Annotated in this window: 15 protein-coding genes; 13 read left to right on the forward strand and 2 right to left on the reverse strand. The window is 72.9% G+C overall.

Translation table 11 applies throughout. The features are described from left to right. The first annotated feature begins 33 nt into the window (after positions 1 to 33). The 11 genes from ACZ6CL_RS01470 to ACZ6CL_RS01520 all read left to right on the forward strand — a co-directional run bounded on the left by ACZ6CL_RS01470 (position 34) and on the right by ACZ6CL_RS01520 (position 10014). Positions 34 to 1788, forward strand: coding sequence for an AAA family ATPase (locus ACZ6CL_RS01470; RefSeq protein ID WP_468929718.1), 1755 nt, complete (start codon positions 34 to 36; stop codon positions 1786 to 1788). Positions 1789 to 1802: 14 nt separating this feature from the next. After that, positions 1803 to 2204 carry a TadE/TadG family type IV pilus assembly protein gene (locus ACZ6CL_RS01475; protein ID WP_468929720.1) on the forward strand — a complete coding sequence of 134 codons (402 nt, stop codon included), beginning with the start codon at positions 1803 to 1805 and terminating at the stop codon, positions 2202 to 2204. Continuing rightward, on the forward strand, positions 2201 to 3574 hold the full coding sequence (locus ACZ6CL_RS01480; RefSeq protein WP_468929723.1) for a CpaF family protein: 1374 nt from the start codon (positions 2201 to 2203) through the stop codon (positions 3572 to 3574). Before ACZ6CL_RS01475 ends, ACZ6CL_RS01480 begins: the two co-directional genes overlap by 4 nt. A 4-nt stretch (positions 3575 to 3578) precedes the next feature. Beyond that, the gene (locus tag ACZ6CL_RS01485) at positions 3579 to 4517 is read left to right on the forward strand and encodes a type II secretion system F family protein (RefSeq protein ID WP_468929726.1); all 939 of its coding nucleotides are present in this window, start codon (positions 3579 to 3581) and stop codon (positions 4515 to 4517) included. Positions 4518 to 4539: 22 nt separating this feature from the next. Beyond that, positions 4540 to 5433 (forward strand): DUF5936 domain-containing protein, encoded by an 894-nt coding sequence (locus ACZ6CL_RS01490; RefSeq protein WP_468929729.1) that lies wholly within the window; start codon positions 4540 to 4542, stop codon positions 5431 to 5433. Positions 5434 to 5706: 273 nt separating this feature from the next. Then, positions 5707 to 5871, forward strand: a complete 165-nt coding sequence (locus ACZ6CL_RS01495; RefSeq protein ID WP_179936527.1) for a hypothetical protein — start codon at positions 5707 to 5709, stop codon at positions 5869 to 5871. Positions 5872 to 5891: 20 nt separating this feature from the next. Continuing rightward, positions 5892 to 6584, forward strand: a complete 693-nt coding sequence (locus ACZ6CL_RS01500) for a pilus assembly protein TadG-related protein (protein WP_468929732.1) — start codon at positions 5892 to 5894, stop codon at positions 6582 to 6584. A 36-nt stretch (positions 6585 to 6620) separates the two neighbouring features. Next, complete coding sequence (locus tag ACZ6CL_RS01505) at positions 6621 to 7217, forward strand: hypothetical protein (protein ID WP_468929734.1); 597 nt, start codon at positions 6621 to 6623, stop codon at positions 7215 to 7217. 8 nt (positions 7218 to 7225) lie between these two features. After that, on the forward strand, positions 7226 to 7828 hold the full coding sequence (locus ACZ6CL_RS01510) for an OmpA family protein (protein WP_468929736.1): 603 nt from the start codon (positions 7226 to 7228) through the stop codon (positions 7826 to 7828). Between the two features lie 389 nt (positions 7829 to 8217). Further along, a complete protein-coding gene (locus ACZ6CL_RS01515) occupies positions 8218 to 9510 on the forward strand; it encodes an SLC13 family permease (protein ID WP_468929738.1) in 1293 nt (430 codons plus the stop codon). A gap of 15 nt (positions 9511 to 9525) precedes the next feature. Beyond that, positions 9526 to 10014: a universal stress protein gene (locus ACZ6CL_RS01520; protein ID WP_468929741.1), complete on the forward strand. Its 489-nt coding sequence runs from the start codon at positions 9526 to 9528 to the stop codon at positions 10012 to 10014. A 27-nt stretch (positions 10015 to 10041) separates the two neighbouring features. Here the strand turns inward: ACZ6CL_RS01520 and ACZ6CL_RS01525 are convergent, their stop codons facing one another. Then, on the reverse strand, positions 10042 to 10449 hold the full coding sequence (locus ACZ6CL_RS01525) for a cold shock domain-containing protein (protein WP_468929744.1): 408 nt from the start codon (positions 10447 to 10449) through the stop codon (positions 10042 to 10044). Positions 10450 to 10502: 53 nt separating this feature from the next. After that, positions 10503 to 10958 carry a DUF192 domain-containing protein gene (locus tag ACZ6CL_RS01530; protein WP_468929746.1) on the reverse strand — a complete coding sequence of 152 codons (456 nt, stop codon included), beginning with the start codon at positions 10956 to 10958 and terminating at the stop codon, positions 10503 to 10505. A gap of 93 nt (positions 10959 to 11051) precedes the next feature. Between ACZ6CL_RS01530 and ACZ6CL_RS01535 the strand changes: the two genes are divergently transcribed. Together ACZ6CL_RS01535 and ACZ6CL_RS01540 are read left to right on the forward strand one after the other, a co-directional pair. Continuing rightward, positions 11052 to 11798, forward strand: coding sequence for a prepilin peptidase (locus ACZ6CL_RS01535; protein ID WP_468931217.1), 747 nt, complete (start codon positions 11052 to 11054; stop codon positions 11796 to 11798). Positions 11799 to 12158: 360 nt separating this feature from the next. After that, entirely contained in the window at positions 12159 to 12920 is a 762-nt protein-coding gene (locus tag ACZ6CL_RS01540; RefSeq protein WP_468931220.1) for an isoprenyl transferase, read from the forward strand. Positions 12921 to 13051: the final 131 nt, after the last annotated feature.

Here is a 13051-nt window from a genome sequence, read left to right on the forward strand (position 1 = left end):
GTGACTGTCGGAGAAGAGTGAGGAGGTGCCGCGGTGACGATCAGGATCCTCCCGGCCGTCGGCGACGCCGACGCGGCCCGCGCCATCGGCGGGCTGCTCGGCCAGCTGCCCGGCGTCGAACCGTCGGCGCCGGTGGGCGACTCGACCCGGCTGCTGGACACCCTCGCCGCGCTGGCCGCCGCCTCCCTGGAGGAGCTGCCCGAGGTCGTCCTCGTCCATGAGCGGATCGGCCCGTCGCCCGCGCTGGAGCTGATCCGGGAGGTCGCGCTGCGCTTCCCGGCGGTGGGCGTGGTGCTGGTCACCGGCGACGCGGGACCGGCCCTGTACTCGGCCGCCATGGACGCGGGCGCGCGCGGCATCGCCGGGATACCGCTGTCGTACGACGAACTGGCGGCCCGCGTGCAGGCCGCCGCCCAGTGGGCCAGCGGCGTACGGCGCCACCTCGGGGGCGGCGGCGACGTGGCCGCCACCGGGCCGGGCGGCACGCTGGTCGCCGTCGCGGGCGCCAAGGGCGGGGTCGGTACGACCGTCACCGCCGTGCAGCTCGCCCTGGCGGCGCGCGCGGCGGGACGCACCGTCGCGCTGGTCGACCTGGACCTCCAGTCCGGCGACGTGGCCTCGTACCTCGACGTCCAGTTCCGGCGCTCCATCGCCGACCTGGCCCAGATCACCGACATCTCGCCGCGGGTGCTCCAGGACGCGGTCTTCACCCACCACACCGGGCTCGGGCTGCTGCTCGCGCCGGGGGAGGGCGAGCGCGGCGAGGAGGTCACCGACCGGGCGGCCCGGCAGGTCGTCGGGGCACTGCGGACCCGGTTCGAGCTGGTGATCGTCGACTGCGGTACGCAGATGACCTCGGCGGGCGCGGCCATCGTCGAACAGGCCGACACCGCGCTGCTGGTGACCACCCCGGACGTGGTCGCGGTGCGGGCCGCCAAGCGGATGGTGCGGCTGTGGGACCGGCTCCAGGTCCGCAAGGCCGAGGAGACGGTGACGGTCGTCAACCGGCACAGCCGCAGCGCCGAGATCCAGCCGCAGCTGGTCGCGCGCGCCACGGGCACGGCGGTGGCGCGCACCGCGATCCCGGCCGGGTTCAAGGAGCTGCAGCCCGCCGTCGACTCGGGACGGATGCAGGACCTGGACCCCAAGTCCGCCGTCAAGCAGGCGCTGTGGGGGCTCGCCGGGGAACTGGGCCTGGTGGACGGCGCGCAGGGCACGCCCCCGCCGGGCCGCCGCACCCCCCACCGGGGTCATCAGGCGCAGGGCGGCGACCGCTCGCTGCCCGGGATGCGGCGGCGCCGTGCCATAGGAGTGGGGCTCGACGAGGGTGACGGCGGTGGCGAGGCGGGCGCGGGGACGGACGCGCTCAACGAGATCCCGCCGTCCGCCACCGGCCGCTTCCTGCGCAAGCGGGGCGGCGACCGCGGCCAGGTCACGGTGGAGTTCATCGGCGTCCTGCCGCTGGCGCTCATCGTGCTCGCGGTGGTCTGGCAGGTCGTGCTCGTCGGCTACACGTACTCGCTCGCGGGCAACGCGGCCGACAAGGGGGCCCGGGCGGGCGCGGCCGGGGGAGCCGCCGCCTGCCAGTCCGCGGCGCAGGACGACATCCCCGGCTCCTGGAGCGCCGAGGTCGACTGCCCCGGTGGGGGCGAGGGCGCGGTGTACAAAACGACGGTGACGCTGAACGTCCCGATCCTGTTCCCGGGCGCCGCCGACTTCCCGTGGACGGTGACCGGTTCGGCGGGCGCGGCGGATGAGACGGAAACCGCGGCGGGCCCGGGGCAGTGAGGGGGCGTACGGCGATGACCCGTAGGACCAGGCCCGGCCGCGACCGGGGGCAGGCGTCGATCGAGTTCCTCGGCTTTCTGCCGGTCCTGATCCTCGTCGCGCTGGCCGCCGTTCAGCTGGGGATCGCCGCGTACGCGGTCCAGCAGGCGGGTACGGCGGCGCGGGCGGCGGCGCGGATGGGGTCGCTGGACGAACCGGGCACCAGCCCGGATGCCGCCGGGAAGGCGGCGATCAGCGGCTGGCTGGCCGACGAGACGATCATCAGCGACGGCGACTGCGTCGGGGACGAGGCGAGCGCGACCGCGTCCGTCGAGATCCCCTCGGTCTTCCCCGGCTTCGACATCTTCGGCAGCGCGGAGAGGAGCGCCACTATGCCGTGCGACGAAGGATCCCTCCAGGCGGGAGGCCAGCCATGAGCCTGCGCGCCCGTATCAACGCGCCCGAGGGGCCCGCGGAGGGCCGCCAGGACGGGCATCTCGTCGCCGTCTACCGCGCCAAGCTGCTGGAGGAGATCGACCTCGCCGAGATGTCCTCGCTGGCCGCCGCCGAGCGCCGGACCCGGCTGGAGCGCGTCCTCGGCCACATCATCAGCCGCGAGGGCCCGGTGCTGTCCACCGGCGAACGGTCCCAGCTCATCCGCCGGGTGGTGGACGAGGCGCTGGGCCTCGGCGTGCTCGAACCGCTGCTGGAGGACGCCTCCATCACCGAGATCATGGTCAACGGGCCGGACCAGATCTTCGTCGAGCGCGCGGGCCGGGTCGAGCTGGTGCCCGTCCGGTTCGCGTCCGAAGAGCAGCTGATGCAGACCATCGAGCGCATCGTCTCCACCGTCAACCGGCGGGTGGACGAGTCGAATCCGATGGTGGACGCGCGCCTTCCGTCCGGTGAGCGGGTCAACGTGATCATCCCGCCGCTGGCGCTCACCGGCGCCACGCTCACCATCCGCCGCTTCCCGCGCGCCTACACCCTCAGCGAGCTGATCGGCATGGGCACGCTGGACGAGCAGATGCTGATGCTGCTCGCGGCGCTGGTGCGGGGCAAGTTCAACGTCGTCGTCTCCGGACCCACCGGCTCCGGAAAGACCACGCTGCTCAACGCCCTCTCCGGGCTGATCCCGGACGGCGAGCGCATCATCACCGTCGAGGACGCCGCCGAACTCCAGCTCCAGCAGACCCATGTCATCCGGCTGGAGTCCCGGCCGCCCAACGTCGAGGGCAAGGGCCGCATCACCATCCGCGACCTGGTCCGCAACTCGCTGCGCATGCGCCCCGACCGCATCATCGTCGGCGAGGTGCGCGGCGGCGAGACCCTGGACATGCTGCAGGCCATGTCCACCGGTCACGACGGCTCGCTGGCCACCGTCCACGCCAACAGCGCCGAGGACGCGCTGATGCGGCTCCAGACGCTCGCCTCGATGTCCGACGTGGCGATCCCGTACGAGGCGCTGCGCGACCAGATCAACAGCGCCGTGGACTGCATCGTCCAGCTCGTCCGGCAGGCCGACGGCTCCCGCCGGATCAGCGAGATCGCGCTGCTCGACAGCCACGGCCACGAGGAGTACCGCATCGCCACCGTCTGCCGCTTCGACGCCCAGCCCATGGGCGCCGACCGGATCGTGCACGGGCGGTTCTCGTACTTCCCGCTGCCGGAGCGGGTCGCCGAGCGGCTGCGGATGGCCGGTGAGGCGGTGCCGCCCGCCTTCGGGGTGGCCGCCTTCCCGGCGCAGCTGACCACGCGGGGCGCCGCGTACGACACGGGCGCGTACGGCGCGCGGGATGGGAGGTAGCCGCATGGACCGGCTCGCGGTGCTGACGCTCGGCACGACGCTGGTGTGCGGCGCGCTGGGTGTCGCCGGGGTGCACACGTACGCCCGGGGCACGGACCGGCAGCGCGCGCTGATCGACCGGCTCTCGGAGTCGGGCGCGGCGGAGGCCTCCGGGCGCTCGCGCCGCTTCGCCCGGGTGGACCGGCGGCTGCGCACCACCTCGCTGGGGCGCCGTCTTGAGCTGCGGCTCGCGGCGACGGGCCTGGACCTCACCCCCGGCGAGTTCTTCGTCTACACGGCCGGGGCGGCGGCCGGGCTGTGGCTGCTGGCGGCGTCGCTGCTGGCGGCGTTCTTCGGCCCGATCGCGGCGGTCATCGCCGTCTGGTCGGCGTTCGGGTTCCTGGGCTGGCAGCGGCAGAAGCGGATCGAACGGTTCATCAACCAGCTGCCCGAGCTGTCCCGCATCCTGGCCAACGCCACCCAGGCGGGGCTCGCGCTGCGGACCGCGCTGAGCATGGCGGCGGACGAGATGGAGGCCCCGGCGGGCGAGGAACTGTCCAAGGTCGCCGCCAAACTGGCGGTGGGTCACTCGGTGGACGACGCGCTGGGCGAGCTGGCCGAGCGGCTGCCGTCCCGGGAGCTGGTCGTGCTGGTCACCACGCTGGTGCTGTCGAACCGCGCGGGCGGGACCGTGGTCAGCTCGCTGCGCAACCTCACCCACACGCTGGAGGAGCGGAAGGAGACCCGCCGCGAGGTCCGCACCCAGCTCTCCCAGGTGACCGTCACCGCGTATGTGGTGCCGCTGATGGGCATCGGGACGCTGCTGCTGATGAACCGGATCGCGCCGGGCTCGCTGGACCGCATGACCGCGTCCATCTGGGGCCAGGCCGCGGTGATCGGGGCCTTCGCCCTGTACGGGATCGGCTTCTTCCTCATCCGCCGCATGTCGAAGATCGACGTCTGACCGAGGTACCGGGGTAGTGGGCATGGGATTCGGAGTGCTGCTGGCGCTGGCGGCCGGGCTCGCGGTGGCGGGCATCGCGTACGGCATCGCGCTGTACCGCAGCGAGGCCAAGCTGCCGAGCGACCTCGCGGTCGCGCTGGAGGTCGGGGCGACCCGTACGAACGCGGTCGGCTCGGCCGTCGACCGGCTCGGCATGCGCTACGCCCCGCTGGTGCTGCGGCTGATGGGCGACAAGCGGGTCGCGCGGGTGCGCCGCCGCATCGATCTGGCGGGCCATCCGGGCGGGCTGACGGTCGACCGGTACGCGGCCCGCCGGGCGGTCTACGGGATCCTCGGCTTCGGCGGCGCGCTGGTCATGCTGATGAAGGGCCAGCTGGTGCTGGCCCTGCTGCTGGTCGTCTTCGGCCTGTTCTGGATCGAGGTCGGCATCTGGGCGGCGGTGCGGGAGCGGAAGGACGCGATCGACCGGACGCTGCCCGACTTCCTGGACGTGCTGGCGGTCGTGGTGAGCGCCGGGCTGGGCTTCCGGCAGGCGCTGGACCGGGTGTCCGAGAAGTACGAGGGCCCGTGGGCGGATGAACTTCGCATCACACTTCGGCAAATGGACATGGGGGTCAGCCGCCGCCAGGCGTTCGAAGAACTGCGGAAGCGGAACGACTCCGAACAGGTCGCCCAGTTCGTCACGGCGCTTCAGCAGGGCGAGGAACTGGGCGCTCCGATCGTCGAGACACTGATCGCCATCGCGAACGACATGCGCCGCACCGACGCCCAGAACGCCCGGCGCCGCGCGGCCCGCGCCGTCCCCAAGGCGACCATGGTCATCACCACCTTCATGGTGCCCGGGACGATGGTGCTGCTCGTGGCGGGGTTCTTCATCGGGTCCGGCACCGACTTCGGTTCGGTCACGGGAGATTGACGGTCATTTGGGCGAATATGCTTCGCGATCGCAACCGGTTGTGGGACAGTCGTCGACGGTGAACTCCTCGGCGGCGGGAGGGGGTGAGAGGGATGGGCCGCGGCGGCGGAGGTCCGCGCACAGGGTTCGAACACCGTGTATCGGGAAGGCAATGCCCCCTGGGACACTGTTCCGAGGCAGCTGTTTCGGCGTACTTTGCTCGTGTCGCGAGCGACACCACGGGGGCCCAGTCGCCGGACCAGAGTGGGACGGCCACCCACGGAGGGGAACACGATGGGGAAGCGCGTTATGGGGAACGACCGGGGGCAGACCTCGATCGAGTACCTGGGGATCATCGCTGTGGTGGTCGCGATCGTCCTGGTACTGGCGACGACGGACTTCGGAAGCATGATCGCGAACGCGATCTCCGACAAGATCGCTCAGGTCGTCGGCATCTGACCGAGCGGGTGAGTGACCGCGTGAAGGCTCGCGGATACCGCGACAGCGACGCCGGGCAGGCCTTTCCGATCTACCTCACCGCGGTCGCGGCCCTGCTCTTCCTCGCCCTCGCCTTCTTCGCGGTGGGCCAGGCCGGGGCCACCCGCAACGGCGGACAGACCGCCGCCGACGCGGCCGCCCTCGCCGCCGCCCAGGAGTACCGCAACCAACTGGGCGAGGCGCTGCTGACGGCTGTTAAGGACGGCAGCCCGCTGGAGGACCTGCTGAACGGGCGGGGGATCGGGGCGACGGGCGCCTGTGACGAGGCGACGTGGTTCGCCCAGCAGAACGGGGCGGACGTCACCGGCTGCGAGGGCCCGGAGTATCTGCCCACCTCCTTCACCGTCACCGTCAAGACGCAGAAGCCGGTGGGCAAGACCGTCATCCCCGGTACGGAGGGCCAGTACGGCGAGGCGGAGGCCAAGGCGGTCATAGGACCGCGCTGTACGCTCCAGCCGCCTGACGAGCCGTCGCCGACCCCGACGCCGGCTCCCACGGGCGACGAGGACGGAGACGACGGCGGCGGGGACGACGACGGCGGAGGCAACGGCGGCGAGGACGAGAAGCCGGTCATCACCCTGATGTGTGACGGCGAGACCGTCACCATCGACCCGGCGCGCCCGGAACTGCTCCCGGACGTCAAAGACCTGTTCTCCGTGCACCTTGCCGACTGAGCGACTGACGAGTAGACGAGCAAAGGACAGCGAGCGATGAGCATTCGGCACACGACGAAGGCCCGGAGGGGGGCTGCCGCGGCGGCGCTCGCAGCGGCCCTGGCCCTCGCCGTGGCCGGGTGCGGCAGCGGTGACGGCGGCGGGAAGGGCGGGAAGGGGGACGGCTCCCCGCAGAAGTCCACCGAGGCCGAGACCGACGACGGGCAGGGGGAGACGGAGCCCGCCGCGGACTCCAAGAAGGTCATCGGCGAGATGAAGGGGCCGAAGAACGTCGTCGTCACCCTCCACTCCGCGGAGCGCGACAGCGGCGGCTTCGTCACCGTCAACGGGACGGTGACCAACCGCGGCAGCACGCTGTTCAACCCGATCGACTGGCGTTCCCCGGAGGTGGAGTTGGCCAAGTCCCGTTCGTCCGTGTCGGGCGCGACCCTGGTCGACGCGAAGGGCAAGAAGCGGTATCTCGTGCTCCGGGACACCGATGGGCAGTGCCTGTGCACCACGGGGCTCTCGGGGATCAAGGAGAACGAGAGCCGACCGTTCTTCGCGCAGTTCCCGGCCCCGCCCAAGAGCGTCACGGAGGTCGACTTCCAGCTCCCGACGATGCCGTCCGTCAGCATCAAGCTGTCCGGGTGAGCCCCGCCATGACGACACGGACGACAGCCCGCCGCGGCGCGACGGCCCTGGCCGCCCTCGCCCTCATCCTCACCACCCCGGCCCACGCCGACAGCGGCCCCGGCGCCCCTGCCGACACCCGGCCGCCCCTCAAGATCGACGCCGACGACCCCGATCTGCGGATGCCGGAGGGCGCGAAGCTCGCGGCCGGGCGGGTCCTGGACATCAAGTCCGTCGTCGAGACGGACAATGGCGACGAGCGGCGCGAGGACACCAACACCAAGGTGAGCTTCGCCCTCCAGGCCGAGGTGCTGTTCGGCAAGGACAGCGCGAAGCTCGGCGCCGAGGCGAACGCCCGTATCCAGCAGATCGCGGACGAGGCGGAGCGGCAGAACGCGAAGAGCGTCCGGGTCTTCGGCTTCACCGACAACCTGGGCTCGGCCGCCCACGGCCTCGAACTCTCCCGCAAACGCGCCGACGCGGTGCAGCAGCGCCTGGCGTCCGGCCTGGACTCCTCGGTCGCGTACCAGATCCGCGGCTACGGCGAGCAGTACCCGATCGCGGACAACGCGACGGAGGAGGGCCGCAAGAAGAACCGCCGAGTAGAGGTCAGCTTCCCCCGCGGCGGCTAGCGGGCCTTTCCCCACCCCGCCCCTTCCCGAACCAAGGGCTCCGCCCCTGGACCCCGCTCCTCAAACGCCGGAGGGGCTGGAAGCGGGGCACCCCGCCCCCAGAGCCCCCGGAGTTGCCACGCCCGGACCGTCACGCGTGCCTCCCGCGCCCGGGCCCTCACGCGCGCCGCCCGCGCCAGGCCCGCCCCGGAAGCAGGCGGGCCTGTGGTGGCCCGTCGCACCGCCCGTGCTGCACCCCTGGAGCTGCGCCCGGGGCGCGCGCCCCTAGCCCCTCCGGGGTTTGAGGAGCCGGGGGTGTGGGGGCGGAGCCCCCGGCGGGGCACGGGGCGGGGCCCCGGTTCGGGAAGGGGCGGGGTGGGGAGAAAGCCCCGGTGGAGCCGTGCCGCATCATGGAGCACGTTGCCCCACCCCGCGCGGGAGTTCCCCTGAATACCACCGTCGCCGAGATCCTCGCCGTCACCTTGCTCCTCGCCGTGCTGGCGTTCGCCGTCGCCCGGCCCCGGGGCTGGCCCGAGGCCGTCGCGGCGGTGCCCGCGGCGGCGGTCGTGGTGGGGGCCGGGGCCGTGACACCGGCGGCGGCGTGGGCGGAGACGCGGAGCCTGCTGCCCGTCGTCGGGTTCCTGGCGGCCGTGCTGCTGCTGGCGCAGATGTGCGCGGACGAGGGGGTGTTCGAGGCCGCCGGGCAGGCCGTGGCACGGGCCTGCCGGGGGCGTACGGACCGGCTGCTGGGCGGCGTGTTCGCGGTGGCGGCGCTGGTCACCGCCGTACTGAGCCTGGACGCGACGGTCGTCCTGCTCACCCCCGTGGTGTTCGCGACGGCGACCCGGCTCGGGGCCCGCTCCCGCCCGCATGTCTACGCCTGCACCCACCTGGCGAACTCCGCGTCGCTGCTGCTGCCGGTCTCCAACCTGACCAACCTCCTCGCCCTGGAGGCGAGCGGGCTGTCGTTCACGCGGTTCGCGCTGCTCATGGCCCCGGCCTGGCTGGTGTCCATCGCCATCGAATTCCTGGTCTTCCGCCGCTTCTTCGCCGCGGACCTGGCCGCCGGGACGACGAAGCCGCCGCCCGCCGAGTGGCCCCGGGTGCCGGTGTTCGCGCTGACCGTGCTGGGGCTGACGCTGGCCGGGTTCGTCGGGACGTCGCTCGTCGGGCTGGAGCCCGCGTGGGCCGCGGCGGCGGGAGCGCTGGTGCTCGCGGTGCGGGCGCTGCGGCGGCGGACGACGACGGTACGGGGCGTGGTCGGCGCGGCGGGCCCGCTGTTCTGCCTGTTCGTGCTCGCCCTGGGCGTCGTCGTCCAGGCGGTCCTGGACAACGGCCTGGAGTCGGCGCTGTCCCGGGTGCTGCCGACCGGCACCGGCCTGCCCACCCTGCTCGCGATCGCGGGCGTCGCCGCGGTGCTGGCGAACCTCGTCAACAACCTGCCCGCCACGCTGGCGCTGCTGCCGATCGCCGCCGAGGGCGGCCCGGGCCCGGTGCTGGCCGTGCTGATCGGGGTCAACCTGGGCCCCAACCTGACCTACGTCGGCTCCTTGGCCACGCTGCTGTGGCGGCGTATCGTCCGCCACCACGGGGCGGACGCCGACTCCGGGCTGGGCGAGTTCACCCGTCTCGGGCTGCTCACCGTGCCGACCACGCTGGTGGCGGCGACGGTGGCGCTATGGGCCATGCTGGCGACGCTATGACGCTATGAGGAACCCATGATCGTGCTCATCTGGATCGCCGAGGGCACCTGGCAGTCCGCGGTGGACGCCGCCCGCGACCACCTGCCCGCCGACGGCGACGCCGAGATCCGTCTGCTGTACGTCACCGACGACCACGTGGCGGGCGCCGCGCACGGCGCCTTCGCCGGGCTGCTGGGCCGGGGCCGCCCCGGGCGGGACCCGGGGGATCAGATGGAGGAGCTGGCCCGGACGGCGGCGACCGACTTGCTGGACGCCGCCGCCGAGCGACTGCGCCGACCGGTGGCCCGGCTCCAGCGGCACGGCCGGGTCGAACACGAGGTGGTGCGCGAGGCGGACGGCGTTGACCTGCTCATCTGCGCCCGCGACGGGGACCGCGACCGGCTGGGGCCCCACAGCCTGGGGCCAGCCGCGCGCTTCGTCGTGGACCACGCGCCGTGCGCCGTCCTGCTGGTGTGGCCCGAGGCCGCGCCCGGCATCGGATCGCTGCCGCCGCCACCGCCCTGAGCGAGCGCTCACGAGCGGGTCAGGACCTCAGGACTCGATCCAGTTGTGGGCCTGGGCCAGCTCGATGACCCGGCGGCGCACCTGCTTGATCTGGTCGGCGGTGAGACTGCCGCCCATCTCGACCAGCGTCTCCGTCAGCTCCTGCCGGAACTCGCCCACCGAGAGCACATCGCACATCGTGTCGTCGCCCGAGTCCGGCGCGGAGGCCCGGATCACCGGGGGCGCGGTGTGCTCCAGGATGCGGACCTCGGACGCCTTGGGACCCTTGTCGCCGTACTCGGGGACGAACCGCACCTTCGAACCGGGCTGGAACAGGTGCTTCTCGTCCAAGAGGTCGTTCGCGTGCATGAACACGTCCTCGCCACCGTCATCCGGCGCGATGAAGCCGTAACCGCGAAACTCGTCGAACCGCAGAATCTTGCCCGTCGTCGTCAACGTGCCACCCCTACCCCTATACCTCTACCTCATGTACCTCATGAACAGCGCGTTCAGCGTACAGAAGCAGGTGGAGCCGAAAAAGGGCCGGGGTGGACCGCGACCTGGACGCCCCGCCGCAGGCCCCAGCGCTCCATCGCGCCCGCCTCGGCCTCCAGGACATGGCGCGCCCGCGGCCGCGGCAGCCCGAGCCGTCCGGGCCGCAGGGTGGTGACGGCCAGCACGGTCAGCCGGTGGTCGAGATAGGCGACGTCGATGGCGAAGCGCATCCGAAAGGTGTGCACCCCGCTCGCGGGGGACAGCAGGATCGCGCCGGTCAGCCCGTCCCGGCCCAGCAGCCCCCGGGCCCGGGCGCGGTACGAGGCGGCGATCTCCAGCGGTACGACGAGCGGTGCGCCGGGCGGTGCGTCGCTCGGTACGTCGCCCGGTCCGACGCGCGGTGCGTCAGGCGGTACGTCCGCCCCGCCCGGGACGTGGAGCGTTCCGGTGCCGTCCCGCCAGCGGCCCATGTGTGTCCCCTTCACCACCCGGTGTCCACCCTTGGGATGAGTGTTCCACCGATGGGTCCCCCGGGCGGGCGGCTTCCGTAGGCTCGGGCCGTGCTGGAACCGCTGCTGATCCTCCTCGCCGCCGCGTACGGCGCCGCCGCCGGGCTGCTGGTGCCGCGCCCGCTGTACCGGCTGGCGGTCGAGCCCGGGGAGCCGTGGCGCGCGGACTGCCCGCGCGGGCACGCGCTCACCGGCCCGGCCCGCGGCTGGCTGGGCCCCGCCCGCTGTCCGCGCTGCGGGGAGGGGGCACCCCCGTACGGGCCGGGCCCGCTGCTCCCCGTCCTGCTCACCGCGCTGGTGTGCGCGGGCCTGGCGGCGGCCGCCGGGGCACGTCCGGAGCTGGCGGTGTGGCTCCTGCTCGCCCCGCCCGCGGTGCTGCTGGCCGGAGTGGACCGGGCGGTGAACCGGCTGCCGGACGTGCTGACCCTGCCGATGGCGGCCGCCGCGGCGGCGCTGCTCGGCGCCGCCGCGCTGCTGCCGCACAGCGCCGGGTCCTGGCCGCGGGCGCTGCTGGGCGGGGTGGTGCTGGGCGGGGCGTATCTGGTGCTGTTCCTGATCAGCCCGCGCGGCATGGGCCTGGGCGACGTCAAGCTGGCGCTGACGCTGGGCGTGGCCCTCGGCTGGTACGGCTGGGCGGTGCTCTTCTGGGGCGGGTTCGCCGGGGTGCTGCTGGGGTCGCTGTACGCGATGGCGCTGGTCCTGGCGCGCAAGGCGGGCCGCGAAACGCCGCTGGCGTTCGGCCCGTTCATGATCCTCGGCGCGGGCGCGGGGCTGGTACTGGGGGCGCTCGGAACCGGCTGACGCGCCAAGGTGTCGACGCCGCGCACATCCTCACCCCCGCCGATGCATGGACAACCGCTCACGAAGGGTTATGGTGGAAACCCCCCCTCGGGCCGGTCCGTACTCCCCCCCACGGACCGGCCCGCTCTATTACGGGGTTCTCCACGGCCTGTCGCGGTGCTGAGGCGGCACCCAGCCCGCACGGTGCGTCACGCAACGTGACGAGGGAGAGGGCTCCGGGTGGCCTCCGTACGTCCGTGCGGCGTCTCGATACCCTGTCCGACCGGCTCGGTTAGCCACCCCCGCCGCCCCGCAGTAGGGTGCTGCCCTTGGGGCGGACAGCCATGGCGAGCCATGCAAAGCACTGAGGGGCTGGAAGACGTGAAACTGCGCGACCTGGTGTACGGGCTCTACGCACGCCGGGTGGAGGGCCGCCTCGACCACGACCAGGTGCCCAAGCACATCGGGGTCATCCTCGACGGCAACCGCCGCTGGGCGCGCGCCTCCGGCGGCACCACCGAGCAGGGTCACCAGGCGGGCGCCAGCAAGATCCAGGAGATGCTGGGCTGGTGCAGCGAGACCGACGTCGAGGTCGTCACGCTGTGGATGCTCTCCACCGACAACCTGGACCGCCCGGAAGAGGAGCTGAAGCCGCTCCTGAACATCATCGAGGGCGCCGTGCGCGACCTGGCCGCCGACGGCCGGTGGCGGGTGCATCACGTGGGGAACCGGGACCTGCTGCCCTCCCGTACCCAGACGGTCCTGAAAGAGGCCGAGCGGGACACGGAGCACATCGACGGAATACTGGTCAACGTCGCCGTCGGCTACGGCGGCCGCCAGGAGATCGCGGACGCCGTGCGCTCGCTGCTCCTGGACCACGCCACCAAGGGCACGTCCTTCGAGGAGCTGGCCGAGGTCGTCGACATCGACCTCATCGCCGAGCACCTGTACACCCGTGGCCAGCCCGATCCGGACCTGGTGATCCGCACCAGCGGCGAGCAGCGGCTGTCGGGCTTCATGCTCTGGCAGAGTGCCCATTCGGAGTACTACTTCTGCGAAGTTTTCTGGCCCGCCTTCCGCAAGGTCGACTTCCTCCGCGCCCTGCGTGACTACGCGGCGCGGCACCGCCGCTACGGCAACTAATCGCCTTATCGCATAAGACAGTTCACCGGCCGGGGCCGGACGCGACACCGCGTCCGGCCCCGGCCGCCGTGTAGCACGCCCGTTCCTCAACGTTCATGTAGGGGCCGTCATATGCCGTTGCATGGCTCCGC

Source organism: Streptomyces sp. NPDC041200 (genome assembly GCF_055591805.1).

Bases quoted from the DNA above. Each gene is read 5' to 3' on its own strand.
- ACZ6CL_RS01495 (WP_179936527.1), top strand. From the start codon at position 5,707: ATGGGGAAGCGCGTTATGGGGAACGACCGGGGGCAGACCTCGATCGAG.
- ACZ6CL_RS01490 (WP_468929729.1), top strand. From the start codon at position 4,540: ATGGGATTCGGAGTGCTGCTGGCGCTGGCGGCCGGGCTCGCGGTGGCG.
- ACZ6CL_RS01485 (WP_468929726.1), top strand. From the start codon at position 3,579: ATGGACCGGCTCGCGGTGCTGACGCTCGGCACGACGCTGGTGTGCGGC.
- ACZ6CL_RS01510 (WP_468929736.1), top strand. From the start codon at position 7,226: ATGACGACACGGACGACAGCCCGCCGCGGCGCGACGGCCCTGGCCGCC.
- ACZ6CL_RS01520 (WP_468929741.1), top strand. From the start codon at position 9,526: ATGATCGTGCTCATCTGGATCGCCGAGGGCACCTGGCAGTCCGCGGTG.
- ACZ6CL_RS01475 (WP_468929720.1), top strand. From the start codon at position 1,803: ATGACCCGTAGGACCAGGCCCGGCCGCGACCGGGGGCAGGCGTCGATC.
- ACZ6CL_RS01480 (WP_468929723.1), top strand. From the start codon at position 2,201: ATGAGCCTGCGCGCCCGTATCAACGCGCCCGAGGGGCCCGCGGAGGGC.
- ACZ6CL_RS01530 (WP_468929746.1), bottom strand. From the start codon at position 10,958: ATGGGCCGCTGGCGGGACGGCACCGGAACGCTCCACGTCCCGGGCGGG.
- ACZ6CL_RS01505 (WP_468929734.1), top strand. From the start codon at position 6,621: ATGAGCATTCGGCACACGACGAAGGCCCGGAGGGGGGCTGCCGCGGCG.
- ACZ6CL_RS01515 (WP_468929738.1), top strand. From the start codon at position 8,218: ATGGAGCACGTTGCCCCACCCCGCGCGGGAGTTCCCCTGAATACCACC.